Origin of the sequence: Ensifer sp. R-19, from assembly GCF_049905105.1 — a bacterium.
In the GTDB taxonomy this organism is placed as follows: Bacteria; Pseudomonadota; Alphaproteobacteria; order Rhizobiales; family Rhizobiaceae; genus Ensifer.
Genome location: NZ_CP184569.1, coordinates 52,733 through 79,080, shown reverse-complemented (window position 1 = coordinate 79,080; position 26,348 = coordinate 52,733). Strand labels below are relative to the sequence as shown.

The 26,348-nt window shown below is 63.4% G+C and carries 24 protein-coding genes; 16 read left to right on the top strand and 8 right to left on the bottom strand.

Annotated elements, in window-relative coordinates:
* Positions 1 to 46: 46 nt before the first annotated feature.
* Together ACN9MO_RS00370 and ACN9MO_RS00365 are read left to right on the top strand one after the other, a co-directional pair.
* Positions 47 to 760 carry a pyrimidine 5'-nucleotidase gene (locus ACN9MO_RS00370; protein ID WP_082615700.1) on the top strand — a complete coding sequence of 238 codons (714 nt, stop codon included), beginning with the start codon at positions 47 to 49 and terminating at the stop codon, positions 758 to 760.
* A gap of 127 nt (positions 761 to 887) precedes the next feature.
* A complete protein-coding gene (locus ACN9MO_RS00365; protein WP_162733560.1) occupies positions 888 to 1,403 on the top strand; it encodes an EF-hand domain-containing protein in 516 nt (171 codons plus the stop codon).
* A 207-nt stretch (positions 1,404 to 1,610) separates the two neighbouring features.
* Here the strand turns inward: ACN9MO_RS00365 and ACN9MO_RS00360 are convergent, their stop codons facing one another.
* Positions 1,611 to 2,510 carry an LOG family protein gene (locus tag ACN9MO_RS00360; protein WP_057248043.1) on the bottom strand — a complete coding sequence of 300 codons (900 nt, stop codon included), beginning with the start codon at positions 2,508 to 2,510 and terminating at the stop codon, positions 1,611 to 1,613.
* 367 nt (positions 2,511 to 2,877) lie between these two features.
* Here ACN9MO_RS00360 and dapD point away from each other — a divergent pair, with 367 nt between their 5' ends.
* The 3 genes from dapD (at position 2,878) to ACN9MO_RS00345 (ending at position 6,339) form a co-directional block, all read left to right on the top strand.
* Positions 2,878 to 3,735 (top strand): 2,3,4,5-tetrahydropyridine-2,6-dicarboxylate N-succinyltransferase, encoded by an 858-nt coding sequence (gene dapD / locus ACN9MO_RS00355; protein ID WP_065372254.1) that lies wholly within the window; start codon positions 2,878 to 2,880, stop codon positions 3,733 to 3,735.
* A gap of 4 nt (positions 3,736 to 3,739) precedes the next feature.
* Complete coding sequence (locus ACN9MO_RS00350; RefSeq protein ID WP_057248041.1) at positions 3,740 to 4,123, top strand: DUF805 domain-containing protein; 384 nt, start codon at positions 3,740 to 3,742, stop codon at positions 4,121 to 4,123.
* Positions 4,124 to 4,374: 251 nt separating this feature from the next.
* Positions 4,375 to 6,339 (top strand): DEAD/DEAH box helicase, encoded by a 1,965-nt coding sequence (locus ACN9MO_RS00345; protein ID WP_110877897.1) that lies wholly within the window; start codon positions 4,375 to 4,377, stop codon positions 6,337 to 6,339.
* Between the two features lie 92 nt (positions 6,340 to 6,431).
* On the opposite strand, the gene ACN9MO_RS00340 is transcribed toward ACN9MO_RS00345, so the two are convergent.
* Positions 6,432 to 6,749 carry a DMT family transporter gene (locus tag ACN9MO_RS00340; protein ID WP_058329132.1) on the bottom strand — a complete coding sequence of 106 codons (318 nt, stop codon included), beginning with the start codon at positions 6,747 to 6,749 and terminating at the stop codon, positions 6,432 to 6,434.
* Between the two features lie 133 nt (positions 6,750 to 6,882).
* Between ACN9MO_RS00340 and ACN9MO_RS00335 the strand changes: the two genes are divergently transcribed.
* Positions 6,883 to 7,233: a winged helix-turn-helix transcriptional regulator gene (locus ACN9MO_RS00335; protein ID WP_425986117.1), complete on the top strand. Its 351-nt coding sequence runs from the start codon at positions 6,883 to 6,885 to the stop codon at positions 7,231 to 7,233.
* A 3-nt stretch (positions 7,234 to 7,236) separates the two neighbouring features.
* Here ACN9MO_RS00335 and ACN9MO_RS00330 read toward each other — a convergent pair whose 3' ends face one another.
* Positions 7,237 to 8,148 carry a LysR family transcriptional regulator gene (locus ACN9MO_RS00330; RefSeq protein ID WP_058323636.1) on the bottom strand — a complete coding sequence of 304 codons (912 nt, stop codon included), beginning with the start codon at positions 8,146 to 8,148 and terminating at the stop codon, positions 7,237 to 7,239.
* Positions 8,149 to 8,288: 140 nt separating this feature from the next.
* Here ACN9MO_RS00330 and ACN9MO_RS00325 point away from each other — a divergent pair, with 140 nt between their 5' ends.
* From ACN9MO_RS00325 to ACN9MO_RS00305, 5 genes are all read left to right on the top strand, one after another.
* Positions 8,289 to 9,113 carry an alpha/beta hydrolase fold domain-containing protein gene (locus ACN9MO_RS00325; protein ID WP_112994122.1) on the top strand — a complete coding sequence of 275 codons (825 nt, stop codon included), beginning with the start codon at positions 8,289 to 8,291 and terminating at the stop codon, positions 9,111 to 9,113.
* Positions 9,114 to 9,197: 84 nt separating this feature from the next.
* A complete protein-coding gene (locus ACN9MO_RS00320) occupies positions 9,198 to 10,400 on the top strand; it encodes an efflux RND transporter periplasmic adaptor subunit (protein ID WP_093234102.1) in 1,203 nt (400 codons plus the stop codon).
* 129 nt (positions 10,401 to 10,529) lie between these two features.
* Positions 10,530 to 13,715 (top strand): efflux RND transporter permease subunit, encoded by a 3,186-nt coding sequence (locus tag ACN9MO_RS00315; RefSeq protein WP_093234101.1) that lies wholly within the window; start codon positions 10,530 to 10,532, stop codon positions 13,713 to 13,715.
* A 207-nt stretch (positions 13,716 to 13,922) separates the two neighbouring features.
* Positions 13,923 to 15,116: a succinyl-diaminopimelate desuccinylase gene (gene dapE, locus ACN9MO_RS00310; protein WP_110877895.1), complete on the top strand. Its 1,194-nt coding sequence runs from the start codon at positions 13,923 to 13,925 to the stop codon at positions 15,114 to 15,116.
* Positions 15,103 to 15,699, top strand: a complete 597-nt coding sequence (locus ACN9MO_RS00305) for a hypothetical protein (RefSeq protein WP_110877894.1) — start codon at positions 15,103 to 15,105, stop codon at positions 15,697 to 15,699. The genes dapE and ACN9MO_RS00305 overlap by 14 nt, the downstream gene beginning before the upstream one ends.
* 121 nt (positions 15,700 to 15,820) lie before the next feature.
* Here the strand turns inward: ACN9MO_RS00305 and truA are convergent, their stop codons facing one another.
* The 3 genes from truA to def form a co-directional block, all read right to left on the bottom strand.
* Complete coding sequence (gene truA / locus ACN9MO_RS00300; protein WP_058329088.1) at positions 15,821 to 16,564, bottom strand: tRNA pseudouridine(38-40) synthase TruA; 744 nt, start codon at positions 16,562 to 16,564, stop codon at positions 15,821 to 15,823.
* Positions 16,564 to 17,499 (bottom strand): methionyl-tRNA formyltransferase, encoded by a 936-nt coding sequence (fmt, locus tag ACN9MO_RS00295; RefSeq protein ID WP_113132049.1) that lies wholly within the window; start codon positions 17,497 to 17,499, stop codon positions 16,564 to 16,566. Before fmt ends, truA begins: the two co-directional genes overlap by 1 nt.
* A gap of 182 nt (positions 17,500 to 17,681) precedes the next feature.
* Entirely contained in the window at positions 17,682 to 18,206 is a 525-nt protein-coding gene (gene def, locus ACN9MO_RS00290) for a peptide deformylase (protein ID WP_057248030.1), read from the bottom strand.
* A 150-nt stretch (positions 18,207 to 18,356) separates the two neighbouring features.
* Between def and ACN9MO_RS00285 the strand changes: the two genes are divergently transcribed.
* From ACN9MO_RS00285 to ACN9MO_RS00275, 3 genes are all read left to right on the top strand, one after another.
* A complete protein-coding gene (locus ACN9MO_RS00285; RefSeq protein WP_058323643.1) occupies positions 18,357 to 19,550 on the top strand; it encodes a DNA recombination protein RmuC in 1,194 nt (397 codons plus the stop codon).
* Positions 19,551 to 19,601: 51 nt separating this feature from the next.
* Positions 19,602 to 20,501 carry a ribokinase gene (locus tag ACN9MO_RS00280; RefSeq protein ID WP_057248028.1) on the top strand — a complete coding sequence of 300 codons (900 nt, stop codon included), beginning with the start codon at positions 19,602 to 19,604 and terminating at the stop codon, positions 20,499 to 20,501.
* Positions 20,502 to 20,890: 389 nt separating this feature from the next.
* Entirely contained in the window at positions 20,891 to 23,290 is a 2,400-nt protein-coding gene (locus ACN9MO_RS00275; protein ID WP_113479692.1) for a methyl-accepting chemotaxis protein, read from the top strand.
* A gap of 74 nt (positions 23,291 to 23,364) precedes the next feature.
* On the opposite strand, the gene ACN9MO_RS00270 is transcribed toward ACN9MO_RS00275, so the two are convergent.
* Positions 23,365 to 24,309: a nucleoside hydrolase gene (locus ACN9MO_RS00270; RefSeq protein ID WP_058323646.1), complete on the bottom strand. Its 945-nt coding sequence runs from the start codon at positions 24,307 to 24,309 to the stop codon at positions 23,365 to 23,367.
* Between the two features lie 265 nt (positions 24,310 to 24,574).
* On the opposite strand from ACN9MO_RS00270, the gene ACN9MO_RS00265 reads away from it, so the two are divergent.
* Together ACN9MO_RS00265 and ACN9MO_RS00260 are read left to right on the top strand one after the other, a co-directional pair.
* On the top strand, positions 24,575 to 25,006 hold the full coding sequence (locus ACN9MO_RS00265; RefSeq protein ID WP_057248025.1) for an Hsp20 family protein: 432 nt from the start codon (positions 24,575 to 24,577) through the stop codon (positions 25,004 to 25,006).
* Positions 25,007 to 25,053: 47 nt separating this feature from the next.
* Entirely contained in the window at positions 25,054 to 25,311 is a 258-nt protein-coding gene (locus ACN9MO_RS00260) for a DUF1150 family protein (RefSeq protein WP_057248024.1), read from the top strand.
* A gap of 222 nt (positions 25,312 to 25,533) precedes the next feature.
* Here the strand turns inward: ACN9MO_RS00260 and trmB are convergent, their stop codons facing one another.
* Positions 25,534 to 26,232: a tRNA (guanosine(46)-N7)-methyltransferase TrmB gene (gene trmB / locus ACN9MO_RS00255; protein ID WP_113132047.1), complete on the bottom strand. Its 699-nt coding sequence runs from the start codon at positions 26,230 to 26,232 to the stop codon at positions 25,534 to 25,536.
* Between the last annotated feature and the right edge of the window lie 116 nt (positions 26,233 to 26,348).

Genomic DNA, 26,348 nt, shown 5'->3' with positions numbered 1-26,348 from the left:
CATTTTTCTCATTTGCCGCCACCTTTCCCCATGTCATAAGGCGGTCATGAAAAAGCTCAACCGCCTGCCGAACCAATCCGACTTCGCCCATGTCACCGACTGGGTCTTCGACCTCGACAACACGCTCTATCCGCACCACGTCAACCTGTTTGCGCAGATCGACCGCAACATGACGGCCTATGTGGCGAAGCTTTTGTCGCTGGACCCGGCCGATGCGAAGAAGCTGCAGAAAGACTACTACCGCGACCACGGCACGACGCTCAAAGGTCTGATGATCCACCACGGCATCGACCCGAACGAGTTTCTCGAGCAGGCGCACGCGATCGACTACTCGATCGTACCGCCGGATCCGGCACTCGGCGAAGCCATCAAGTCGCTACCGGGCCGCAAGTTCATCTTCACCAACGGCAGTGTCGCGCATGCGCAGATGACGGCGCGCGCGCTCGGGATCCTCGACCATTTCGACGACATCTTCGACATCGTCGCGGCCGATTTCGTGCCGAAGCCGGCTGGTGAGACCTATGACAAGTTCATGAGCCTGCACCGGGTCGACACCCGGAACGCCGTGATGTTCGAGGACCTGCCGCGCAACCTCCTGGTGCCGAAGGCGCTCGGCATGAAGACGGTGCTGCTGGTGCCGCACAACCTCGAATATACGTTCGCCGAATCCTGGGAGAAGTCGAACGATACCGACGAGCAGATCGACTACGTGACGGAGGACCTCACCGGCTTCCTGCGCCACGTCCTCTCCGATCTCTGACCGACACAATTTGGCCGGCAAAAAACCTCTTTCCGGCCAATGACTTATATTACGAAAGTTTAACTGGAACGGCGCGCTTCACCGGCTATCCTTTCGATCAGGGACAACCCGATCGAAAGGAAGCATGATGCCGAACAAGATCCTGATCCTTACCGTGACCGCGCTCTCAGTCGCCGTCACCGGCATGGCCGGCCCCTCTTTTGCCGCGCGCGAAAAGATGACGCCCGAGCAACGGGGCGAGCGCATGATCCAGCGGCTCGACACCGACAAGGACCAGAAGGTTTCGCTCGCCGAGGCGCGGATCTCCGACAACTTCAAAACCTTCGACACCAATGGCGATGGCCAGATCAGCGCCGATGAGATGAAGGCCAAACGCGAAGCCTTCCGCGAGGCACGCAAGGCCTGGAAAGAGGCCAAGGACAAGACTGGCACCGAGCGCGAAGCGGCCCTTGCCAAGGTCAAGGAAGTTCGCCCAACGATGCTGCCGGGTCTCAGGCCGAAGGCCTTCAAACGCATCGACACCGATGGCAATGGCTCGCTCAGCGCGAGCGAAGTTTCGAGCGCCGCCGAGACCATGTTCAAGCGGCGAGACAAGAACGGTGACGGTGTCATCGACACAGCCGACTTCACCAAGAAGATCTGACGGGAGCATCCCCTCTTTCCACCGCCCGGTGGAGAGGCTCCTGCCTACAGCGCCGCGCGTCTTAGTCAGACGCGCAAAGGTCGCTGTAGCACTTTGAATTGCTGCATGTTTTTATCCTTAAATCGGCTACGATTTAAGGAAACATGCAGTAGCCCATAGCCCCTTGCAACCCGCGCAAGGGGCTATGTGCATTATTGAACGCCGCGCCTAGCGCCGCCCGTTCGCCATCGGCACCGACTTCGGATCGACGGTTTCGTAGAAGCGGGCAATGATCTCCCAGGCTTCGTCCGCCGTTTCGACAAAGTGTACCAGATCAATGTCATTGGGTGCGATCGTGCCAAATTCGGCAAGCGCCTCGAAGTTGACGATCGAACGCCAGAACTTTTCGCCGAAGAGAATGAGCGGCACCAGCGCCAGACGTCCGGTCTGCATCAGCGTCATCGTTTCAAAGAGCTCGTCGAGCGTGCCGAAGCCACCGGGGAAGACGGTGACGGCCTTGGCACGCAAGAGGAAGTGCATCTTGCGGATGGCGAAGTAGTGGAAGTTGAACGACAGTTCCGGCGTTACGAAGCGGTTCGGCGCCTGCTCATGCGGCAGCACGATGTTGAGGCCGATCGACGGTGCACCGACATCGTGGGCGCCGCGGTTGCCCGCCTCCATCACGCCAGGTCCGCCGCCGGTGACGACGACATATTCCTTGTGGTGCAGCTTGGCCGAATGCTCGGAGCAGAGCCGCGCGAACTTGCGCGCTTCCTCGTAATAGACCGAGGCCGCTTCGAGGTTCTTGCGCTGGGTCTCGTTCTTTGCCGCCCAGGCGTCGCCGCCGGGCTCGGGAATGCGGGCACCACCGAACATCACTATGGTGGAATTGATGCCGCGTTCTTCCAGCATCATCTCGGTCTTCATAAGTTCGAGCTGCAGCCGGACCGGGCGCAGTTCCTCGCGGCAAAGGAAATCGTCGTCGATATAGGCGAGGCGATAGGAGGGCGATGCCGATTGCGGCGTGATCGGGACCGTCTGCGCTCGCTGCCGGCTCTGCGAGCTGTCGGCCAGTGGATCCCAGACCCCGTCCTTGCGGCGCAGTGCGCGCTTCTTCATGCGTGCCATCGTGTCGTCTTTCTCGTCGCGTTCCGGACAATCGGCATCTCGGCCAGACGCGTCCTATCCTCAATCCCCGGTCATGAAGGTTGCAAGCGCAGCAATGCGCTGCGCGCCCCTTGCGCGTCCCGAACGGGTGCGCGGCGCTGTAGTGCAGGAATCGCCCGGATTTGCCAACCCCGGGCAAGCGCATCGGCCTGAAAAGCCCTTCAACTTTTCAGGACCGCCTTCTACAGCGCCACACGTCCGCCAAGACGTGTCAAGATCGCTGCAGCACCTAAATCTGCTGCGTATTTTTGTCCTTAAATCGATTCCGATTTGAGGAATTATGCAGTAGAGCTTTCGCAGGATAACCGCCGAACTTTAAGGAATTCCGATGACGAACCACGACCTCACCTCCCTGTCGCAGACGATCGAGACCGCCTTTGAAGACCGCGATTCCGTCAACACCGGAACGCGCGGCGCAGTGCGCGATGCCGTCGAGACAGCGCTCAATCTGCTCGACAGCGGCAAGGTCCGCGTTGCCCAGCGCGGCGAGGATGGCGTGTGGACGGTCAATCAATGGCTGAAGAAGGCGGTGCTACTGTCCTTCCGCCTCAACCCGATGGAAATCGTCAAGGGTGGACCGGGCCAGTCCGTCTGGTGGGACAAGGTACCGTCGAAGTTCGACGGCTGGAGCGTCAACGAATTCGAGAAAGCTGGTTTCCGCGCCGTGCCGAACTGTGTCGTGCGCCGCTCGGCCTACATCGCCCCCAACGCGATCCTGATGCCGTCCTTCGTCAACCTCGGCGCCTATGTCGGTGAAGGCACGATGGTCGATACCTGGGCTACCGTCGGCTCCTGCGCCCAGATCGGCAAGCACGTGCATCTCTCTGGCGGTGTCGGCATCGGCGGCGTACTGGAGCCGATGCAGGCCGGCCCGACGATCATCGAGGACAATTGCTTCATCGGCGCCCGCTCGGAAGTCGTCGAAGGCTGCATCGTGCGCGAAGGCTCGGTCCTCGGCATGGGCGTCTTCATCGGCAAGTCGACCAAGATCGTCGACCGCGCCACCGGCGAAGTGACCTATGGCGAAGTGCCGCCCTATTCCGTCGTCGTCGCAGGCTCGATGCCTTCCGGCTCGACCATGGGCAACGGCCAGCCGGCACCGAACCTCTATTGCGCCGTCATCGTCAAGCGCGTCGACGAGAAGACCCGCTCGAAGACCGGCATCAACGAACTGCTTCGGGACTGATGCGATGACACCGGAGGGGCCGCAGCCGAGCATGACCTGGCTGTTCTTCAGCCCCTCCGGTCGCATCGGCCGCCTGCCCTTCTTCCTGTCCTGGCTGTTCTGGTTCCTCATCGGCGGCTTCATCGTCGCCAGGATGGTTGCCAACGAAGAACACGAGACGGCGCTGGCCCTCTGGACGCTGGCGTTCGCCATCTCGGCGATCGTCTCCCTGCCCTCGATCGCCATGCTGGCGATCAAGCGCCTGCACGATATCGGCTATCCCGGACCGCTCTCGCTCTGTCTGTTCATTCCCGTCCTCAGCCCGGTGGTCTTCATCGCGCTTTGCCTGTGGCCGGGTGAGCCGGGACCCAACGAATTCGGCGCGCGCAGCGACCAACCGGGAATCTAGACACGATGATTTTGGATCGGATCGACCCAAAATCACAAAAGGATCGTTTCCTGTAAGTTGGAGCGGGATGCGGGCGGAAAACCGTGCACACCGTTCCTCATCCCGCTCTGGACCCTTCGCCCCTGTACAAGAACCGTGCGAGCGCGTATGTAGCGCGCCATGACAGGCCCGCGACGTGCTGGCCACGGCAATTCGCGCCAATGACGATCCGTTCGTCCTGGGCATGACGACCGAAATCCGAAAGACACGATATGACTGAATTCGAAGGGATCGCGCCTGCGATCGCCGAGGCGTTGGCAAAACGCGGTTACAACGAATTGACGCCGGTTCAAAAGGCGATGCGCGACCCGGAGCTCGCCGACAGGGACGCGCTGGTCTCGGCGCAAACCGGTTCCGGCAAGACGGTCGCCTTCGGCCTTGCGCTCGCACCGACCCTGCTGGGTGACGAGCGCCGCTTCGGCCCGGCCGGCGCACCGCTGGCGCTGGCGATCGCCCCGACGCGCGAATTGGCGCTGCAGGTGAAGCGCGAGCTCGAATGGCTCTACGAACAAACCGGCGCGACCATCGCTTCCTGTGTTGGCGGCATGGACATGCGTACCGAGAAGCGGGCGCTGGAACGCGGCGCTCACATCGTCGTCGGCACGCCCGGACGTCTTTGCGACCATATCCGCCGCAACTCGCTCGACATTTCCTCGCTGCGCGCCATCGTGCTCGACGAGGCCGACGAGATGCTCGACCTCGGCTTCCGCGAGGACCTCGAATTCATTCTCGAGGAATCCCCCGATGACCGCCGCACGCTGATGTTCTCGGCAACCGTGCCGAAATCGATCGCCACGCTCGCCAAGAACTACCAGCGCGACGCCGTGCGCATCAGCACCGCTTCCGAACAGAAGCAGCATGTCGACATCGAATATCGCGCCCTGACGGTGGCGCCGAACGATCGCGAGAACGCGATCATCAACGTGCTGCGCTACTACGAGGCCAGAAACGCGATCGTCTTCTGTTCGACCCGCGCCGCGGTCAACCACCTGACCGCCCGTTTCAACAACCGCGGCTTCTCGGTGGTGGCGCTCTCGGGCGAGCTCAGCCAGAACGAGCGCACGCACGCGCTGCAGGCCATGCGCGACGGCCGCGCCCGCGTCTGCATCGCCACCGACGTCGCCGCGCGCGGCATTGACCTGCCGGGCCTCGAACTGGTCATCCACGCCGACCTGCCGACCAACTCGGAAACGCTGCTGCACCGCAGCGGCCGTACCGGCCGCGCCGGCCAGAAGGGTGTGAGCGCGCTGATCGTGCCGGTCAACCAGCGCCGCAAGGCCGAGCGCCTGCTCGACGGCGGCCGGATCACCGCGACATGGGCCCGGCCACCGTCGGCCGACGAGGTCAGCCAGCGTGACGACGAGCGCCTGCTTGCCGACACCAGCTTTGCCGAGCCGATCCGCGAGGACGAACAGGCGATCGTCGCGGCGCTCATCGAACGCCACGGCGCTGAACAGATGGCCGCTGCCTTTGTGCGCCAGTTCCGCTCGGGACGCTCCGCTCCGGAAGACCTGATCGAGGTTGCCGTCGGGGACAATCGTGCAAAACCGCGCCGGGACGAGCGCGCCGGACCCCGCGAGGATTTCGGCGCCGATCGCGCGGATTTCAGCGACGGCAGCTGGTTCTCGCTATCGGTCGGCCGCAAGCAGAGCGCTGAGCCGCGCTGGCTGATCCCGATGCTCTGCCGCCACGGCAAGCTGACGAAGCGCGACATCGGCGCGATCCGCATGCAGCAGGAGGAAACCTTCGTCGAGATGACCTCCGAGGGTGCCGAACGGTTCCTGTCGGCCATCGGCAAGGACAAGATGCTGGAGAAAGGCATTCGGGTGAAGCCGCTCGCTGGCGCGCCTGACCTTTCGCAGCAGCGTCAGGAAAAGCCGAGCTACTCCAAGGACAAACCAAACTTCTCCAAGGACAAGCCGGGCTTTGCCAAGAAGCGCCCCTATTCCGACGATGCTGTGCGGAGCGATGATCGCGGCGACTTCAAGCCGAAGCGGAAGTTCGAAAAGAAGGCCGCCTATTCCGATGGACCGACCCATACCGAGGACCGGCCGCCGGCCAAGGGTGCCGACAAGCCCTGGAACAACAAGAAGAAGGGCAAGCCGGACGCCAGCAAGGACGGCGGCTTCAAGCCCAAAACCAAGCCCAAGGGCAACGCCAAGAACCGCCAGGGCTAAGCCGACACCGGCAGAGTTCTCAGTCAATTAAAAAGCGCCGCGATCGGATCGCGGCGCTTTTTTTCGTGAGCAGGGTTGCGAACGATGTGGTCTCAGGCTTCCAGGAAGCGAAGGCCGGCGACGGCGACGATGATCATCGCGATGCAGGTGATGCGCATCCAGGAGATCGGGTCGCCGAAGAGCACGATGCCGAGCACAGTGATGCCGACCGAGCCGATGCCGGTCCAGGCGGCGTAGGCTGTGCCTGCCGGCAGGTCTCGCATCGCGATCGTCAGGAGATAGACGCTGCCGAGAGCTGCCGCGATGCCGATCGCGCTCGGCATCAGTTTCGTCCAGCCCTCGGCGTATTTCAGCGCCAGCCCCATGACGATCTCGACGAGGCTCGCCGCTATCAGAATGATCCATGCCATGTTCGTCTCCATTGGAATTCTCACATGGTTCACAATCTGGTAGGGTAGGCACCAAATAACAATTACGCACCTTTTGGTAACTATGGAAAATCCGGAAAGCCCGGCGAAAGCGCCCGCAGCCTCGATCCCTGACGTGTTCGATCCAACCTGCTCGTCACGCCACGCGCTGGAGCTGATCGCCGGCAAATGGCCGATGCTCATTATCTCGGCGCTCGAAGGTGGGCCGATGCGCAATGCCGCGCTGATGCGCCGGCTCGGCGACATCTCGCAGAAGATGCTGACGCAGACGCTGAAGGAGCTGGAGCGCAACGGCCTCGTTATCCGCGAGGACAAGAAGACCGTGCCGCCGCATGTGGAATACAGCTTGAGCCCGATCGGCCGCTCACTCAGCGAAACCTTGCTGGTGCTCGATCGTTGGGCCGAGACGCATTTCGGCGCGCTGGATGTGGCCCGCGAGCGCTACGACGCCGAACGAGACAAGTGAGGCTCACTCCGCGTCGAGTTGCGACTGGGCGACCACCTTCACCACCCAGTCGGCAAAGACGCGCAGGCGACTGCTCAAGTGGCGGTTCGGCGGATAGACAAGATAGACCGGCTCCGGATCGATCTGCCAGTCGCTGAGCACCGGAACCATGGTGCCGGCCCGCAGATCGTCGCGGACCATGAAGAGCGGCACCTGGATGACACCCAATCCGGCGCGCGCGGCAGCAAGATAGGTCGTCGCCTCGTTTGCCGCGACGCTGTAACGACCCTGGACCTCCATCTCTTCGTTGCCGCGGCGGAACTGGTAGGGCATCGGCTGGCCGGTCTTCGGCATGAAATAGCCGACAACGGAGCAATTCTTCGCGAGATCGGAAGGATGCTGCGGCATTGCGTGCCGCTTGAGATATTCCGGCGAGGCGCAGGTGACGAATTTCATCTCTGTAATGCGTCGGGCGATCAGCGACTGATCCGTCAGTGCGCCGCCACGGATGGCGCAATCGACGTTCTCCGCGAGATAGTCGACGGTGCGATCGGAAACGCCGAGGTCGATCTGGATGTCCGGATACTTCCGATTGAACTCAGGAAGCGCTGGAACGATGATCAGATTGGCAAAGGCGCCCGCCGTCTCGACACGCAATCGCCCCTTCGGCAAACTCTGGGCGCTCGACAGGCTGCCGTCCAGTTCGTCGAGGTCGGTCAAGAGGCGCGCGGCCCGCTCGTAATAAAGCGCACCATCAGGCGTCACCAGCACGCGGCGCGTGGTGCGGTTCAGGAGCTTCGTGCGCAGATGCGCCTCCAGCCCCTGGATGAGATTGGTCAACGTTGCCTTGGGCATGCTGAGCGACGCGGAGGCGCGCGTGAAGTTCCCGGTTTCGACGACCCGGAGGAACGCACGCATGGCCGTGAGCTGGTCCATTTTCAAGAGCCATAATTGTTCGAGAATACGAATAGTGTAGTCAGTTTGAAAAGACTATTCCAGACAGAAGACAATGTTATTCTCCTACCGTGGCGTGTTGTCGCCACATGTGGGTTGAGCTCGGGCCGAAGGCAAGAGAGATGGGCGAACTGTTCAAAGTGGAGACGATGCAGACCGGCCAAGGCTGCTGCACGGCACGCGTCTACCGCGGCGAAGCTTTGCTCAATCCGCCGCCGGTCGTGCTGCACCTGCATGGCGGCTCCTTCATGGGCGGAACGATCGCCGCCGGTGAGCGCGTCGCCGAGGCGCTTGCGGCGGCTGGCGCCGTGGTGATCTCGCCGGAATATTCCACAGCTTGCCTCAATCCGTTTCCCGCGGCGCTTGATGTCGCCTACGCCATGCTGTCGTCGATGCGCTCGCGCTGCCCGCAGTTCGCGCACAAGAAATCGTCGCTGTTCGTGGCCGGCGAAGAGGCGGGCGGCAATGTTGCCGCCGGCGCCGCGCTGATGGCGCGTGACCAGTATCTGACCGACCTCAAGGGCCAGATTCTTTTGTCGCCGATGCTCGACCCGTGTCTCGCGACGGAATCGTTCCGGCAATACTGTCCGCAGTCCTCGGCGCAATCGATCGCCGACGGCTGGCAGCGCTACCTCGGGCAAAGCGGCGGCTTCACGCATCCTTACGCCGCGCCGGCCCACTGCACGCGGCTCGCCGGCCTCGTGCCTTCGCTGATCCTCACCAGCGAGGAGTGTCCGATGCGCGACGAAACCGAAGCCTATGCCAAACGCCTGCGTCAGGCGGGCGTATCAGTTGAATCTCACGTCCTGCCGGGACGAGCCGGATGGCTGCCGCAGAATACGGTCGCCAAGGAAAACTGGGCGGCACAGCAGGAAGAGATTACCGGCATCTTCTCCCGCTTCTTCCAGAAGACGGGGGCGAAGCCGGCGGAAATGACGGTGCGTTAGACGAGAGCGGCGGTCACCCAGCCCCTTCACCTTGTCTGACATCGAAAGCAACGCGCCGGCTCCCAACCGGCAAGGAGAGAAAAGATGACATCGATAGTGACCCGTCGGGCCCTCTGGGGCGCCGGCCTGAGTATCCTTTTGTCTGTCGCCGGCGGTGGTGCCGTCATGCTCGGCCTGCCGCAGCATTTCGAGGCCGACGCCGCAACCGAGACCGCCGCGGCGCCACCTCCGGCCGTGCCGGTCTCGGTGTCGCGGGCGCAGTCCAAGCGTATCACCACCTGGGAGGAATTCTCCGGCCGGCTCGAAGCGATCGAGCGGGTCGAGGTTCGCCCGCGCGTCGGCGGCGCCATTCTCAAGGCGCATTTCCGCGAAGGCGCGCTCGTCAAGCAGGGCGATCTCTTGGTAACGATCGATCCCGAGCCCTATGCCGCGGCCGTCGAACGGGCGAAGGCCCAGGTCGAGGCAGCCGAAGCGCGCGTCGCGCTTGCCAAGATCGAACTCGAGCGCGGCCGCAAGCTGGTGACCACCAGCGCCGTGCCGCAGAGCAGCGTCGACCAGCGCTCCAGCGCCTATGACGAAGCTCAAGCCGAAGTGCGCTCGGCCAAGGCGGCGTTGCGCACCGCCGAACTCGACCTGCAATATACGGAGGTGCGGGCGCCGATTTCCGGCCGCGTCGGCCGGCTCGACGTCACCGCCGGCAACCTGGTCGCCGCAGGCTCCGCCTCGCCGGTGCTGACCACACTCGTCTCGGTCGATCCGATCTATGCGAGCTTCAACGCCAGCGAAGAGGTGGTCACGACGGCACTCGCCAAGCTTGCCGCCTCGGCCGGCGGCGACGCGATCGAGCGCCTTCCGGTCCAGGTCGGCACCGCCGCCGACGAGGGCACGCCGATCACGGGCCATATCCAGCTCATCAACAACGAGGTGGATGCGGCAACCGGCACGATCCGGGTGCGTGCAGCGCTCGAAAACGCCGACGGCAGGCTGATCTCTGGCCAGTTCGTCCGCATCCGCATCGGCGAACCGGACCCCGAGGAAAAGCTCGTGATCAGCGACCGCGCCATCGGCTCCGACCAGGACAAGAAGTTCGTCTTCGTCGTCGGTACCGACAACAAGGTCGAGTATCGCCAGGTGAAACTCGGGCCGAATTCCGATGGTCTGCGGATCGTCGAAAGCGGCCTGAAGTCCGGCGAGAACATTGTCGTCAACGGCCTGCAGCGGGTTCGCCCTGGCGTCGTCGTGGCGCCGCAGCAGGTCGAGGAAACGACTGCCTCGATCGCCAAGTAATCAGGTGCCTCTTCGCCTGGTGTGAAGAGGCGGCCGGCCTAGGCATCACTCAGCAGACAGCGCCGCGCGGCGACACCTTTCGCCGCGGGACACCCGCCGTCTGCCCGAACTCGTCCCAAGGGGGATACCATGAATTTCTCACGCTTCTTCGTCGACCGCCCGGTCTTCGCGGGCGTTCTTTCGGTCCTGATCTTCGTGGCCGGCCTGATCGGCATGACCGGTCTGCCGATCTCCGAATATCCCGAAGTCGTGCCGCCGCAGATCGTCGTGCGCGCGCAGTATCCGGGCGCCAACCCGGCCGTTATCGCCGAGACGGTGGCGACACCGCTCGAAGAACAGATCAATGGCGTCGAAGGCATGCTCTACATGCAGAGCCAGGCGACCGCCGACGGCCTGATGACGCTGACGGTCACCTTCGAACTGGGCACCGATCCCGATCAGGCCCAGCAGCTCGTGCAGAACCGCGTCTCGCAGGCCGAGCCGCGGTTGCCCGAGGAAGTGCGCCGCCTCGGCGTCACCACCGTCAAGAGCTCGCCAGACCTGACGCTGGTCGTGCACCTGATCTCGCCGAACGGGCAATATGACATCAACTATCTGCGCAACTACGGTGTGCTGAACGTCAAGGATCGGCTGGCCCGCATCGACGGCGTCGGCCAGGTGCAGATCTTCGGCGGCGGCGACTATTCGATGCGCGTCTGGATCGACCCGCAGAAGGCCGCCGAGCGCGGTCTTGCCGCAAGCGACATCGCCAATGCGGTGCGCGGTCAGAACGTCCAGGCGGCCGCCGGCGTCATCGGTGCCTCGCCCTCCGTGCCCGGCCTCGACCTGCAGCTTTCCGTCAACGCGCAAGGCCGTCTGCAGACACCTGAGGATTTCGCCAACATCGTCGTCAAATCCGGCGCCGAGGGCGAAGTGACCCGCCTTGGCGACGTCGCCCGCGTCGAGATGGGCGCTGCCGACTACTCGCTGCGCTCGCTGCTCGACAACAAGCCGGCGGTCGGCATGGGCATTTTCCAGGCGCCGGGCTCGAACGCGATCCAGATCTCCGAAAACGTGCACAAGGCCATGGCTGAGCTGAAGCTCACCATGCCTGAGGGCGTCGACTACGAGATCGTCTACGACACGACGCAATTCGTCCGCGCCTCGATCGAGTCGGTCATCCATACCCTGCTCGAAGCGATCGCGCTCGTCGTGCTTGTCGTCATCATCTTCCTGCAGACCTGGCGCGCCTCGATCATCCCGCTCGTCGCCGTGCCGGTCTCGATCGTCGGCACCTTCGCGGTGATGTATGTCTTCGGCTTCTCGATCAACGCGCTCAGCCTCTTCGGCCTGGTGCTTGCGATCGGCATCGTCGTCGACGATGCGATCGTGGTGGTGGAAAACGTCGAACGCAACATCGAGCAGGGCCTGTCGCCGGTTCAGGCGACCTATCGCGCCATGCAGGAAGTCTCCGGCCCGATCATCGCGATTGCGCTGGTGCTCGTCGCCGTCTTCGTGCCGCTCGCCTTCATCACCGGCCTCACCGGTCAGTTCTATCGCCAGTTCGCGCTGACGATCGCGATCTCGACTGTCATCTCGGCCCTCAACTCGCTGACGCTGTCTCCGGCGCTGGCCGCCCTTCTCCTGAAGGACCATCACGCGCCGAAGGATTGGCTGACGCGGGCGATGGACAAGGCCTTCGGCTGGTTCTTCCGCGGCTTCAACCGCTTCTTCGGGGCAAGCTCGGAGGCCTATGGCCGCGGCGTCGGCCGCATCCTGACGCGCAAGTCGCTGATCATGGTCGTCTATGTCCTGCTGCTCGGCGTCACCTTCACGCTGTTCCGCGCCATCCCCGGCGGCTTCGTGCCGGCCCAGGACAAGCAGTACCTGATCGGCTTCGCCCAGCTTCCTGATGGAGCAACGCTCGACCGCTCGGAAGACGTGATCAAGCGCATGAGCGAAATTGCGCTCAAGCATCCGGGCGTCAAGAACGCCATCGCCTTCCCGGGCCTGTCGATCAACGGCTTCACCAACTCGTCGAACTCCGGCATCGTCTTCGTTGCCCTGAAACCCTTCGAGGAGCGCACGACGCCCGAACTGTCCGGCGGCGCGATCGCCATGCAGCTCAACCAGGAATTCGGCGCGATCCAGGATGCCTTCATCGCCATGTTCCCGCCGCCGCCCGTCCAGGGTCTCGGCACGACCGGCGGCTTCAAGCTGCAGCTCGAGGACAAGAACGGCCTCGGTTACCAGGCGCTCGACGAGGCGACCAAGGCGTTCCTTGCCAAGGCCTACCAGACGCCTGAGCTGGCCGGGCTCTATTCCAGCTTCCAGATCAACGTGCCGCAGCTTTATGCCGACCTCGATCGGGTGAAGGCACGCCAGCTCGGCGTGGCGGTCACCGACGTGTTCGAGACCCTGCAGATCTACCTGGGCTCGCTCTACGTCAACGACTTCAACGCCTTCGGCCGCACCTACAGCGTGCGCATCCAGGCGGATGCCAACTACCGCAGCCATGCCGACGACATCGGCAAGCTGAAGGTGCGTTCGCAGACCGGCGAGATGATCCCGCTGTCGGCGCTGTTGAAGGTCGAGCAGACCGTCGGCGCCGAACGGGCGATCCGCTATAACGGCTTCCTGTCCGCCGACATCAACGGCGGCCCGGCTCCGGGCTTCTCGTCCGGCCAGGCACAGGCGGCTATCGAGAAGATCGCCGCCGGAACCCTGCCGCCGGGCATCGCCTTCGAATGGACGGATCTCACCTATCAGCAGATCCTGGCCGGTAATTCGGGCATCCTGGTCTTCCCGCTGGCGCTGCTGCTCGTCTATCTGGTGCTCGCCGCCCAGTATGAAAGCCTGACTCTGCCGATCTCGATCATCCTGATCGTGCCGATGGGCATCATGGCGGCACTGGTGGGCGTCTGGCTGACGGGAGGCGACAACAACGTCTTCACCCAGATCGGCCTGATCGTGCTGGTCGGCCTGTCGGCGAAGAATGCCATCCTGATCGTCGAGTTCGCCCGCGAACTCGAACTGTCGGGCAGCACCCCGGTCAAGGCCGCGATCGAGGCGAGCCGGCTGCGTCTTCGTCCGATCCTGATGACCTCGATGGCCTTCATCATGGGCGTGGTGCCGCTGGTCACGTCCACGGGGGCCGGTGCGGAAATGCGCTCGGCCATGGGTGTCGCGGTCTTTGCCGGCATGATCGGCGTCACCGCCTTCGGCATCTTCATGACGCCGGTCTTCTACGTGCTGATCCGCAAGCTTACCGGCGAGCGGCCTCTGAAGCACGCCGGAGCCCATATCGAAGCGCCGCATCTCGCACCCGGAGAATAGGGCCTTTTTACCCGTTACGCTCTTCACGCGGGCCGGATCCATCCCGGCCCGCTGACGCTGCGGCGTCGCGCCTCCGCCCAGGCGCGGCGCCGCATTGCATCCCCGCGTGACAGTTCCCCATCCCGCGTGACAGTTCGCTGGCGATCGGATAAACCAGCAGCCTCCATTCCATTGGCCTCAGCGGCCAAGCAGACGGCATAGCGTTAGATGACCCCCACCGATCCGATCGCCAATCTCGCCACCCTCATTCGCTGCCCCTCGGTCACCCCGGCCGAAGGCGGAGCGCTTTCCGCCCTGGAGGCGATGCTGAAGCCGCTCGGCTTTGCGGTCGATCGCGTGGTGGCGAAGGACGTCGGCACGCCCGATATCGAGAACCTCTATGCCCGGCTCGGCACGGAAGGCCCGCATCTGATGTTCGCCGGCCATACCGATGTCGTTCCCGTCGGCGACGAAGCCGCCTGGAGCCACGGCCCGTTCTCGGCCGACATCGCCGGCGGAGAAATGTACGGCCGCGGCGCCGTCGACATGAAGGGCGGCATCGCCTGTTTCGTCGCCGCAGTCGCCCGCCACATCGAAAAACATGGGCTCCCGAAGGGCTCGGTTTCCTTCCTCATCACCGGTGACGAAGAGGGGCCGGCAATCAATGGCACCACCAAGCTCTTGCAATGGGCGGCCGACAAGGGCGAGCGCTGGGACGCCTGCCTCGTCGGCGAACCGACCAATCCGGACCATCTCGGCGACATGATCAAGATCGGCCGGCGCGGCTCGCTCTCCGGCCGCATCAACGTCAACGGCGTGCAGGGCCATGCCGCCTATCCGCACCTTGCCGACAATCCCGTGCGCGGCATCCTGCAGCTGACCCAGGCGCTGATGGATCCGCCCTTCGACAACGGCACCGAGAGTTTCCAGGCATCGAACCTTGAGGTGACGACGATCGATGTCGGCAATGGCGCCGTCAACGTCATTCCGGCCAAGGCGAGTGCCGCCTTCAACATCCGCTTCAACGACACCTGGACGGCGGAAAGCCTGATGGCTGAAATCATCGTGCGGCTCGACCGCGCCGCAGCCGCCGGCAGCCTGCGCCCGGACCGCGCGCCCGTCCGCTACGAGATCACCTGGGCCGAGCGCCCGAGCCACGTGTTCCTGACACGCAACAACGCATTGATCGATTCGCTTTCCGGCGCCGTCGAGGCTGTCACCGGCCGGCAGCCGAAGCTGTCGACCACGGGCGGCACTTCGGATGCGCGCTTCATCAAGGACTACTGCCCTGTGGTCGAGTTCGGCCTGGTCGGCCAGACCATGCACATGGTCGACGAGCGCGTTGCCGTCGCCGACCTCGAGACGCTGACGAACATCTACGAAACCTTCATCTTCAGCTGGTTCGGCCATGCCGCTGCTTGATGAGGTGCTTGCCTATATCAAGGGCCTCTGGCTCTTGGCGCAGGGCAAAGAGGAGGGATTCCGCTGGCTCGATTTCAGTGAGAGCGGCCTCTGGCGCTCCTTCACCTCTATGCTCTGGTGCCTGCCGGCGATCGCCGTCACCTGGGCATCCTGGCGGTTCTACTACCTGTCGGCCATGCCTGAAGGCACGGTGATCGGCATCGGCTTCATCTTCAAGCTCTTGGTCGTCGATCTCGTCAGCTGGCTGCTGCCGCTGGTGCTGATCGCCACTCTGTCGCGCCCGCTCGGTTTTGCCGGGGCCGTCGTGCCGATCGTCGTCACCACCAACTGGCTCTCCGTCCCGCTCTCCTATGCGATGGCCATTCCCGCCGCCATCCGCCTGATCATTCCGGGAAGCCAGGGCCTGACGAGCCTGATCTGGCTGGCGCTGCTCGTCGTTAGCGTCGCGGTGCTTTTCCGGCTCCTGCGCATGATTACCGGCAACCAGACCCTGCTTGCCTCGGCGCTGACGGCGCTCTTCCTGCTGCCGTCGATGATGATCGGCGATCTCCTGCAGCGCTTCTTCGGCCTGATCCCGGGCTAGCGCATGTCGCGCAAAAGTGCGCAGCGGTTTTGCGATAACGACATGCGGAATTTGAAGGACTCATAGCGCGAGCGAATCTGAAAGATCGAGACACGCTTTGGAGCCCGGGATCGACCGACCGTCAATAATCCACTTGCAGGAAATAAAGCCCATCGGGCGGAGCCACGGGGCCGCAAGCCTTGCGGTCACGCGCTTCGAGTGCGGCCTGCAGGTCGTCCGGCGTCCACTTCCCCTCGCCCACCAGCTTCAACGAACCGGCAAAAGACCGGATCTGATTGTGCAGGAAACTCTGGGCCGTGGCGCGGATTTCGATGACACCGGCGACGAGCGCGACATCCAGCCGATCGAGGGTGCGCACCGGGCTCGTTGCCTGGCAATGGGCCGAGCGGAAGGTCGTAAAATCGTGATGGCCGACGAGACGTTGCGCGCCTTCGTGCATCGCCGCGTGGTCGAGCGGCTTCGGCACCCACCAGGCGCGCCTGGCTTCCAGCGCCAGCGGCGCCGGCCGGGAGATGATGCGGTAGAGATAGTGCCGGCGCAGCGCCGAGAAACGCGCGTCGAACTCCGGCGACGTTTCCTCGGCTTCGAGGATCGCCACACGCTCACCCGCAAGCCCCAGATGCGCGTTCAGCGCGTTGCGCAGCGTATAGGGCTTCCACGGGCGGGTCAGATCGACATGCATGACCTGGCCACTGGCGTGCACGCCGGAGTCGGTGCGACCGGCGCCGCGGATCGAAACGGTCTCGCCGGTCAAGGACAGGACGGCCTTTTCGATCGCACCCTGCACGGACTCGCCATTGTCCTGCCGCTGCCAGCCGACATAGTCGGAGCCGTCATATTCGACGGTCAGCTTGAACCGCGGCATCAGCCGACCCTCGTGCCGGACGCGACCGGCGTTCCGCGCAGGAAGTCGGCGGCGCCGAGCGCCTTGCCGCCGGCGCGCTGCAGGCGCGTGAGCCGGACCGCACCCTCGGCGCAGGCAATCGTGAGATTGTCGTCAAGCACCGTGCCGGGCTCGCCGGCGCCCGATGCCGGCTCGGAATTCAGAACCTTGATACGTTCCGGCTTGCCAGCGATTTCGAGTTCGAACCATGCGCCCGGGAATGGCGACAGGCCGCGAATATGGTCATGCACCTCGCGAGCGCTGCGGGCAAAGTCGATGCGGGTTTCCGCCTTGCTGATCTTCGCCGCATAGACGACACCCTCGTCGGGCTGCGCGGTCAGCGGCAGATCGCCGGCCGCGAGCTTCGCCATCGCTTCCCGCATCAGGCCGGCGCCGACCTGCATCAGCCGGTCGTGCAATTCGCCCGCCGTCATCGTCTCGCCGATCTGGACGGCCTTGGTGAGGGCGACGGGGCCGGTATCGAGCCCCTTGTCCATCTTCATCACCATCATGCCGGTCTCATGATCGCCGGCCATGATGGCGCGCTGGATGGGGGCAGCACCACGCCAGCGCGGCAGCAGCGAAGCATGGCCGTTGTAGCAGCCGTATTTGGTGCCGGTGAGGATCGCCTCGGGCAGAAGCAGGCCATAGGCGACGACGACGGCGACATCGGCGTCGAAGTCGCGGAAGGTCTGGCGATCCGCCTCGTCCTTGAAGTTGACCGGCGTCAGCACGGGAATGCCGAGCAGCTCGGCCGCCTGATGCACCGGCGACTTCTGCAGATCGAGCCCGCGTCGGCCGCCCGGTCGCGGAGGCTGAGTATAGGCGGCGACGATCTGGTGGCCAGCCTCGGCGAGGGCCGCCAGCGTCGGCACCGAAAATTCCGGCGTACCCATGAAGATGATGCGAAGTGACAAGGCGGTAACTCCGTCCTTTCAGATCACTTCAAACGGGAAACGGCGAAATGATCTCATTCTCTGAAACAGGACAATTCCAAGCGGAAAACCGTTTCACGCTTTTCCTGGAATTGTTCAATGGGTTCCCGCCCTCAAATCGTGCCCTTTGCGCGATCTGTTCGCGACCGCTTGCATGGCCGGCGTCAGATCGCCTTCGCACCGCGCGTCTTGGCGGCCTTGGTGAACTTGCGGATCACCATGTCGCGCTTGAGCTTGGAGATATGATCGATGAACAGCACGCCATTCAGGTGATCGATCTCATGCTGCAGGCAGGTGGCGAGCAGGCCATCGGCCTCGATCATCTGTTCCTTGCCGTCACGGTCGAGATGCTTGACGGTGATCGCCGCGGGGCGCTCGACCTCGGCGTAATAGTCCGGGATCGACAGGCAGCCTTCCTCGTAGATCGAACGCTCATCGGACGAAGCAACGATCTCGGGATTGATGAAGACGAGCGGGGTCTTGTCGTCGCCTTCTTTCGAAACGTCGAGCACCAGCATGCGTTTGGCAACGCCGATCTGGATCGCGGCAAGGCCGATGCCGGGCGCGTCATACATGGTTTCGAGCATATCGTCGGCCAGACGGCGGATGTCCGCGTCGATGGTTTCGATCGGCGTGGAAACCTGGCGAAGCACAGGATCGGGAAGGATGATAAGCGGCTTGATCGTCATGCTGCTCCCATAGCCGATCTTTCCACCGGCGTGCAAGAAAATTGCCTTGCCACCCTCAGCGGCCGTTTCCCATGGCCTCGCGTTAACCGCACGGTACAGATGTTCATGTTTTGATCTATAAAACATCCGCGAATCTGTTAGGCTTACACCATGGAACCAGCGCCCATCGACCTTTCCCAGCCATTGTTTTTCATCGGCACTCTGCCGGTCACGCTGGGCCATCTCGCCATCGCCGGCGGCCTGATAGTGGCAGTCGCGCTGCTGATGGCGCTCTCGCGGCGGCGGGATACCCGCGACGAGGAGCGGCAGGAACAGATGGCGATGCTGCTTGCCGCCCAGACGGAGATGCAGGGGCGGGTTGCCGCCATGGCCGAGGTGTTCGGCGCCCGGCAGGCCGAACTCAACCAGTCCCTCAGCCAGCGCATCGACGGCATGACCCATCGGATCGGCACTTCGATCACCGAACAGACCAAGGCGACGCACGAAAACCTCAGGCGGCTGCAGGAGCGCCTGGCGGTCATCGACAATGCCCAGAACAATATCCAGTCGCTGGCCAAGGACATGGCCGGGTTGCAGGCGATCCTTTCAAACAAGCAGACGCGCGGCGCCTTCGGCCAGTCACGCATGGAGGCGATCATCGCCGATGGGCTGCCGATGGGCGCCTTTGAATTTCAGACGACGCTGTCGAACGGCGCACGACCCGACTGCACCATCCGCATGCCGAACGGCCAGCCGGCGCTCGTCATCGACGCGAAATTTCCGCTGGAAGCCTGGAACGCGATGCGGGATGCCCCGAATGCGGAACGCCGCCAACAGATCGCGCAACTCTTCCGCCGCGACATGGAAACCCATGTGCGCGATATCGCCAGCAAATACCTGATCCCCGGAGAGACACAGGACACCGCCTTCCTCTTCGTGCCATCGGAATCGATCTTCGCCGAAATCCACGAGCATTTCGAAGCGATCGTGCAGAAGGCGCATCGCCAGCGGATCGTCATCGTCTCGCCGTCGCTGCTGCTCTTGTCGATCCAGGTGATCCAGGCGATCCTCAAGGATGCGCGCATGCGCGAGCAGGCGCATCTGATCCAGGGTGAAGTAGCCAGGCTGATGGAGGACCTCAGCCGTCTCGACGAGCGCGTGCGCAAGCTTCAGGGCCATTTCGCCATGAGCCAGAAGGACGTCGAGGATATTCTGATTTCGTCCAGCAAGCTCACGCGGCGCGGCGCCAAGATCGAGGCGCTCGAACTTCAAGCCGAAGGCGGGACGCAAGAAGCAAGCGATCCGCGTGCCGCCGTCGACAACCGCGTCGGGCAATTGCGCCTGCGGGTGGTTGACGAGGACTGAGGCTGTCGGGCACTCTCCGGCCCACTTTGCAATCCGACGGGAAATTTTCACATGATCACTGTTTTTGGGTCCATCAACATGGACCTGATCGCCACGACCGCACGCCTTCCGAAGCCGGGCGAGACCGTTGCCGGAACTGGTTTTTCGACCGCCGCCGGCGGCAAGGGCGCAAACCAGGCGCTTGCCGCGCGACGTGCCGGAGCGACAGTTAAGATGGCTGGTGCTGTGGGCAAGGACAGTTTTGCCGATGGCGCGCTGGAACTGCTGAAGGGTGCTGGCACCGACCTCTCCCTGACCAAGACGGTGGAAGAGCCAACCGGCACCGCGCATATCTTGGTCGGCGGTGACGGCGAAAACGTCATCGTCGTCGTCGCCAGTGCCAATGCGACTGTCAATGAGGCCGATGCGGTGAAAGCCGTCGACGGCATGAAGCCCGGCGACACGCTGATGCTGCAGCTCGAAATTCCGGCAGCCTCCGTCGAGAAGGCGCTCAATGTAGCCAAGCAGAAGGGCGTCCGGTCTGTCATCAACATCGCGCCGTTGACCGCGGATGCGGCTCGCCTCGGGCGCATGGCCGATATCGTCATTGCCAATGAGACCGAATTCGAGCTGCTTGCCGGCAGGAGCGGCATCAGCAGCGCGGAACGCGAAGACGCGATGAAGGCGCTTCACGCCGAGACCGGCCAGACGGTCATCGTCACGCTCGGCGCCGAAGGCGTCGTCGCCGTGCACGAAGGCGAGATCCAGCGTGCCAAGGGCCTGAAGATCGAACCGGTCGATACCGTCGGCGCCGGCGACACCTTCTGCGGCTATCTTGCCGCCAGCCTCGACGCCGGCATTGCCTTTCCCGATGCGCTGCGCCGTGCAGCCGTCGCCGGCTCGCTCGCCTGCCTGAAGAGCGGCGCCCAGCCCTCGATCCCGCTTTCCTCGGAAGTGGCGTCGCGTATCTAGATCGCGACAACCTTGGGTCGGACCGACCCGTGATAGGCCAAAGGGCATCTGGTGCGGGCGGAGATCGCCCGCATTTTTCTTGCCGGCTCTCTGCCGCCGCGCGTTTCCAACCGTCTCAAAATCTCCGCTTGCGCAATCCGGACAGCCGATGTCGCGGAGATAAAACTTCGCGCGCAATTTTATCAAAGCAACAGGTAAAACAGCGTCCGCGTTGGGCCTATTTTAAGAATCTCCAGTCTATTCAGGAGCCTGAGAAGGCCGGTCGAAGCGATCTGGTTGCCTCCAACATGCCGGTCGGCATCTGACGCTCCATGATGGAGTTCACCCCCATTGCGAAATGCGTCCACCGCAGGCGAGAGCCGGCGGACCTCCCAGCACGTGAGGATTTCATGTTCAAGTTCCAAGCCAAATCGCTGGCGACCAAACTGATCGCGGTGACAGGCGGCACGATTGCACTTGTCCTGCTCGCCTCGAATTTCGTTCTCATCTCCCAGACCCAGGATCGCGTCGAAAAGCTGGTCCTTGAACAGGCAAGCGGCGAAGCCCGCGCGATCGCCTCCGACATCGCCGGCGACGTCGGTGAGCTTGCGAGCGCTGCCCGCTCGATGGCCGGCGTTCTCGGCCGGGCACATGCGGAAAAGTCGATGGAGCGCACCGGGGTGATCAATATCCTGAGGGCGAACCTCGAGCAGAACCCCTTCGCCTTCGGCAGCTGGTTCGCGGAAGAGCCCAAGGCCTTCGACGGCCGCCAGGAAGATGTTGTCAACAATAAGGAACTGGGCGGCAACGAGCTCGGCATCTTCACGCCCTACTGGTCGAAGACCCGGAACAACGAAATCCAGTACTCCACCTTCAAGGCCGATTATCCGGCGGAGTGGTATGCGCTCGCGGCAAAGAGCGGCAAGGGCGCGATCACCCAGCCCTATACTGCCGAGGGTACCGACATTCCGACCGCGATGAGCTCGATCGCCTATCCCGTTATGTCAGGCGGCAAGCTGATCGGCGTCTCCGGCGTCGACATTTCACTCGCCTCGCTGGCCGAGGGTCTGGCGAAGTTGAAGCCGTTCGAAACCGGCCGCGTCTACCTGCTGTCGCAGAGCGGCAAGTGGCTCGTCGCGCCGATCCCGGAACTGCTGCTCAAAGCCTATGACGGCGAAGGCAACGACATCGTCAAGAATGCGCTTGATTCCGGCAAGCCTGGCGTCATTTCCAACCTTTCCTATGACGGCAACGAACCCTTCGACCGCCTCGTCTATCCCTTCGCGCTTTCGGGCGTGAACACCAGCTGGGTCGTGCTCGTCGACGTGCCGCGCGCCGCGATCAATGCCCCGGTCAAGGACCAGACCTACATGATGATCGTCGGCGGCCTGGTCGTGCTCGGCGCCGTTCTGCTCGGTCTCTATCTCGCCGTCCGCGGCTTCGTGCAGAAGCCTCTCGCCGCCCTCGTGAACGACGTCAAAGGACTCAGCCACGGCGACTATACCAAGGCGATCGCCGGCCAGGATCGCTCCGACGAAACCGGCGAAGTCGCCAAGGCACTCGAGGGCTTCCGCCACCAGCTTGCCGACACCAAGCGCCTGGAAGGCGAAGCCCGCCATGAGCGCGAACAGGCCGAGCGCGAACGCGGCCGGTCGGAAACCGAGCGTGCCGAGAGCAGCGCCTTGCAGCGCGACATCGTCGCCCGCCTCGGCAAGGGCCTGTCCCATCTCTCGTCCGGCGATCTCGCCTTCCGCATCACCGACGAGTTCCCGGGCGAATATGCCCAGCTCAAGCGCGACTTCAACGCGACGATGGAAAGCCTCGAAGCGACGATCCGCACCGTCAACCATTCGGTCGTCAACATCGGCAACGGCACGAGCGAAATCAGCAGCGCCGCCAACGACCTGTCGCACCGCACCGAACAGCAGGCGGCGAGCCTCGAAGAAACGGCAGCAGCCCTCGACGAGCTGACCTCGCAGGTCAACGCCAGCGCCGAAAACGCCAAGGTCGCCGCGAAGTCGGTGGAAGTGGCCAGCAGCGATGCCGGACAGTCGGGCGAAGTGGTACAGAAGGCCATCGCCGCGATGAAGGGCATCGAGCAGTCGTCGCACGAGGTCAGCCGCATCATCGGCGTCATCGACGAAATCGCCTTCCAGACCAACCTTCTGGCGCTCAACGCCGGCGTCGAAGCGGCCCGCGCGGGCGAAGCCGGCAAGGGTTTTGCCGTCGTCGCCCAGGAAGTCCGTGAGCTTGCCCAGCGCTCCGCCAATGCCGCCAAGGAGATCAAGACGCTGATCAACACTTCGGCCGGCCAGGTGCGCGAAGGTGTCGACCTCGTCGGCAAGGCGGGCGGCGCGCTCGAAAAGATCGCCGAGCAGGTGGTGCAGATCAACGGCCTCATCCGCCAGATCTCGAGCTCGGCCTCCGAGCAGGCCGTCGGCCTCAAGGAGATCAACTCGGCCGTCAACCAGATGGACCAGGTGACCCAGCAGAACGCCGCCATGGTCGAGGAGACGACGGCCGCCGGCATGGCGCTCAACGAAGAGGCCCGCACGCTCAACGCCCTGGTTGCCCGCTTCCGCGTCGCCCAGTCCTCGACGTCGGCCCAGCCTACCTCGTCGGAGATGCTGCGTGGCACCGCCGAACGCATGCGTGCGGCCGAACGCCCGGCACCGGCACCTGCCCGCGAGGCGCGGCCGGCTCCGGCAGCAAGCCCGGCACGAAGCAGCTACTCGGCTTCAACGCAGCGGGTGCTCACCCAGACCTCGGGCGCCAACGCGCTTGCCCAGGACAATTGGGAAGAGTTCTGATCAACAGATCGAGAAAAGAAACGGCGCCTCTCGGGGCGCCGTTTTTGTTTGAAGCATGATGATCGAGCGTAGGCTCAGATGCGCGACAGGCGCTCGGTCAACAGATCGAAAAAGCCCTGGTCGTCGACGAAGCGCATGACCTTGGCATTGTGCGGGCGGCCGGTGACCTGCCACCAGTCGACAACCGTCATGCCCGCCGTCAGCGGCGACTGGGTTTCGATCTCGACGTTGCAATCCCGACCGGTGAAAAGCTCGGGGCGCAGCAGATAGGCGATGACCGTCGGGTCGTGCAGCGGGCCGCCATCGGTGCCGTATTTCTCGATGTCGAAGCGTTCGAAGAATTCGAGCATCTCGGCCATGGCGATCGCAGGGCGGCTGCCGATGTCGCGGATCTTCTGCACCCGCGCCTTGTGGGTGAGCACGCGATGGGTGACGTCGAGCGGCATCATCACGATCGGAATGCCCGAGCGGAAGACGATATCGGCGGCTTCCGGATCGACATAGATGTTGAACTCGGCCGCCGGCGTGATGTTGCCGCCTTCGAAGAAGCCGCCGCCCATCATCACCAGTTCCTTCACCCGCGGCGCAATCTCAGGCGCCTTCTGGAGCGCGAGCGCGATGTTGGTGAGCGGTCCCAGCGTGCAGAGCGTCACCGAGCCCTCTGCCTCGTTGCGCAGTGTTTCGACGATGAAGTCGACCGCGTGCTGCTCCTCGAGTTTCATCCTGGGCTCATCGAGCGTCGGGCCGTCGAGGCCGGTCTTGCCGTGCACGTGCTCGGCGGTGACCAGTGGACGGGCGATCGGCTTGTCGGCGCCGGAAAAAACTCGAACCTTCGGCCGGTCGCAGAGCTCGCAGAGAATGCGCGCATTGCGGGCCGTCAAGGTCAGCGGCACGTTGCCGGCGACCGTGGTGATGCCGAGCAGGTCGATCTCTTCCGGACTGCCGAAAGCGAGCATGATGGCGGCGGCATCGTCCTGCCCGGGATCGGTGTCTATGATTATCTTTCTGGGCGCGGGCACTCTCTCGTCCTCCCTGGATCACGTTTGGTTGGGTCGACCCGACCCAAAGCCAGGCGCGATCGATTTCAATGCACCGGAGCGGATACGGGTAGCGTCGCATGCGCCCTCCTCGCCCCACTCTTGGATTCTGCGAGAGCGGACTATGATTTGCGTGCACGCCCGAGGCAAGCGGCTTGCACTCATTGCGCACAGCTACCATATTGCGGCAAGGATGCTGCTGGGCAGGTCCGAACATCGGTCGCTTGATCTCGCAAGGACTTGAAGAATGAGCCGAATTACGCCCTTTACGAGCCCGCTTCTGCTGGGTTTCGACACAATGGAAAAGACCCTTGAGCGCATCGCCAAGGGCAATGACGGATACCCGCCCTACAACATCGAGCGGATCCGCGGCGATGCCGCCGTTGACGCACCCGAGCGGCTCAGAATCACGCTTGCCGTGGCCGGGTTTTCCGAAGAAGACCTCGAAGTGACCACTGAAGAGAATCAGCTCGTCATCCGTGGCCGCCAGGTCGACAACGGCGATCGCGAGTACCTGCACCGCGGTATCGCTGCGCGCCAGTTTCAACGCACCTTCGTTCTCGCCGATGGCATGAAAGTTCTCGGCGCCGAGCTGCGCAACGGCTTGCTCTCCGTCGACCTCGTCCGTCCCGAACCGGTGCGTATGGTAAAGAAAATTAACATTTCAGTCCCAGAGTAGGATAACCGGCGGGATTTTCCCCTGGCCGGCGACCACGGAGTATCACCATGGGACTGAAAGCTGTCAGCTCGTCACTGTCGAAGAACGACCTCGCACATCTCGGCGAAGGCGAAATCGGCTACATCCGGAAAATGCGTTCGGAAGAAGTCTCGCGCTGCTTCCCGGAAGCACCCGAGATGGGACCGGGCATCGATCTCTGGGCCCTGTTCGGCGCCGACGGCACGCCGATCCTCCTGACCGACAATCGTTCCAGCACCTTCTTCAAGGCCGCCGAGGATGACCTGAAGACGGTCACCCTGCATTGATCAGGCTGCCGTCGCTGACGGTAGATCTATGGGGCTGAATTGAAGCCGCCGCTCTGCATTGAACGACGCAATTCCAGACGGAAAACCGCTTCGCACTTTTCCTGGAATTGACTGTGAAGCGACACAATTCCGGACGGAAAACCGCTTCGCACTTTTCCTGGAATTGATTTTGGAGTGCCGCAATTCCGGGCGGAAAACCGCTTCGCACTTTTCCTGGAATTGCTAGGCTCGGCGGAAAGTGAGATAGGCGGAGCTCCGGCCTTCCCGGTGTGCCTTGGCCTCGTAGCGTGTGCTCGGCCACCCCTCGTACGGCGTCAGCCAGTCGGCTGCCTTCTCCGCCGTCCATTCGAAGGCCGCGTGATCGCGGCAATGCAACAGCGTCCAATTGACATAGGTGTCGATATCCGAGGCGAAGCAGAAAAGCCCGCCCGGCTTCAGCACGCGCGCAAAGCGGTCGAGATTGACCTTGGAGACGAAGCGGCGCTTCCAGTGTTTGCGCTTCGGCCACGGGTCCGGATAGAGCAGGTCGATCTGGTCGACGGAAGCGGCCGGCAGCCAGTCGAGAACCTGGGTGGCGTCGTCGTCATAAAGGCGGATGTTGCTGACACCGCGAGCCTCGATGTGGCCGACGAGCTTGGCCATGGAATTGACGAAGGGTTCGACGCCGATAAAGCCTGTCGAAGGCGTCTCGGCGGCGCGGTGGATCAGATGTTCGCCGCCGCCGAAGCCGATTTCCAGCCGGATGCGATCGACGCCCTGAGGAAACAACGTCTTCAGTTCCGCCGGAGCCGGGCTCGACAGATCGAGCTTCAGCGTCGGCAGCACTGTTTCCAGATGCGCCGCCTGCCGCTCGCGCAACGGCTTGCCCTTGCGGCGGCCGAAAAAGGCCTCGGTTGCTCTGGCACGGCGCGGTTCGGTCATGTCGTTTGTCCCTTGGTCACGCTGATCCCGGATCAAGCCGACCCAAAATCAAAATGAACGAAGCGGGCGCTCCTTGCCGGAGCGCCCGCCCTGAATTTCGCAAGCGCCTGATAGCA

Excerpts from the sequence above, each read along its gene's own strand:
- ACN9MO_RS00315 (WP_093234101.1), top strand. The coding sequence starts at position 10,530 with ATGAATTTCTCACGCTTCTTCGTCGACCGCCCGGTCTTCGCGGGCGTT.
- ACN9MO_RS00340 (WP_058329132.1), bottom strand. The coding sequence starts at position 6,749 with ATGGCATGGATCATTCTGATAGCGGCGAGCCTCGTCGAGATCGTCATG.
- ACN9MO_RS00275 (WP_113479692.1), top strand. The coding sequence starts at position 20,891 with ATGTTCAAGTTCCAAGCCAAATCGCTGGCGACCAAACTGATCGCGGTG.
- ACN9MO_RS00265 (WP_057248025.1), top strand. The coding sequence starts at position 24,575 with ATGAGCCGAATTACGCCCTTTACGAGCCCGCTTCTGCTGGGTTTCGAC.
- ACN9MO_RS00305 (WP_110877894.1), top strand. The coding sequence starts at position 15,103 with ATGCCGCTGCTTGATGAGGTGCTTGCCTATATCAAGGGCCTCTGGCTC.
- ACN9MO_RS00345 (WP_110877897.1), top strand. The coding sequence starts at position 4,375 with ATGACTGAATTCGAAGGGATCGCGCCTGCGATCGCCGAGGCGTTGGCA.
- def (WP_057248030.1), bottom strand. The coding sequence starts at position 18,206 with ATGACGATCAAGCCGCTTATCATCCTTCCCGATCCTGTGCTTCGCCAG.
- trmB (WP_113132047.1), bottom strand. The coding sequence starts at position 26,232 with ATGACCGAACCGCGCCGTGCCAGAGCAACCGAGGCCTTTTTCGGCCGC.
- ACN9MO_RS00370 (WP_082615700.1), top strand. The coding sequence starts at position 47 with ATGAAAAAGCTCAACCGCCTGCCGAACCAATCCGACTTCGCCCATGTC.
- ACN9MO_RS00365 (WP_162733560.1), top strand. The coding sequence starts at position 888 with ATGCCGAACAAGATCCTGATCCTTACCGTGACCGCGCTCTCAGTCGCC.
- dapD (WP_065372254.1), top strand. The coding sequence starts at position 2,878 with ATGACGAACCACGACCTCACCTCCCTGTCGCAGACGATCGAGACCGCC.
- truA (WP_058329088.1), bottom strand. The coding sequence starts at position 16,564 with ATGCCGCGGTTCAAGCTGACCGTCGAATATGACGGCTCCGACTATGTC.
- ACN9MO_RS00350 (WP_057248041.1), top strand. The coding sequence starts at position 3,740 with ATGACACCGGAGGGGCCGCAGCCGAGCATGACCTGGCTGTTCTTCAGC.
- ACN9MO_RS00360 (WP_057248043.1), bottom strand. The coding sequence starts at position 2,510 with ATGGCACGCATGAAGAAGCGCGCACTGCGCCGCAAGGACGGGGTCTGG.
- ACN9MO_RS00285 (WP_058323643.1), top strand. The coding sequence starts at position 18,357 with ATGGAACCAGCGCCCATCGACCTTTCCCAGCCATTGTTTTTCATCGGC.
- ACN9MO_RS00320 (WP_093234102.1), top strand. The coding sequence starts at position 9,198 with ATGACATCGATAGTGACCCGTCGGGCCCTCTGGGGCGCCGGCCTGAGT.
- ACN9MO_RS00280 (WP_057248028.1), top strand. The coding sequence starts at position 19,602 with ATGATCACTGTTTTTGGGTCCATCAACATGGACCTGATCGCCACGACC.
- ACN9MO_RS00260 (WP_057248024.1), top strand. The coding sequence starts at position 25,054 with ATGGGACTGAAAGCTGTCAGCTCGTCACTGTCGAAGAACGACCTCGCA.
- ACN9MO_RS00325 (WP_112994122.1), top strand. The coding sequence starts at position 8,289 with ATGGGCGAACTGTTCAAAGTGGAGACGATGCAGACCGGCCAAGGCTGC.
- dapE (WP_110877895.1), top strand. The coding sequence starts at position 13,923 with ATGACCCCCACCGATCCGATCGCCAATCTCGCCACCCTCATTCGCTGC.
- ACN9MO_RS00330 (WP_058323636.1), bottom strand. The coding sequence starts at position 8,148 with ATGGACCAGCTCACGGCCATGCGTGCGTTCCTCCGGGTCGTCGAAACC.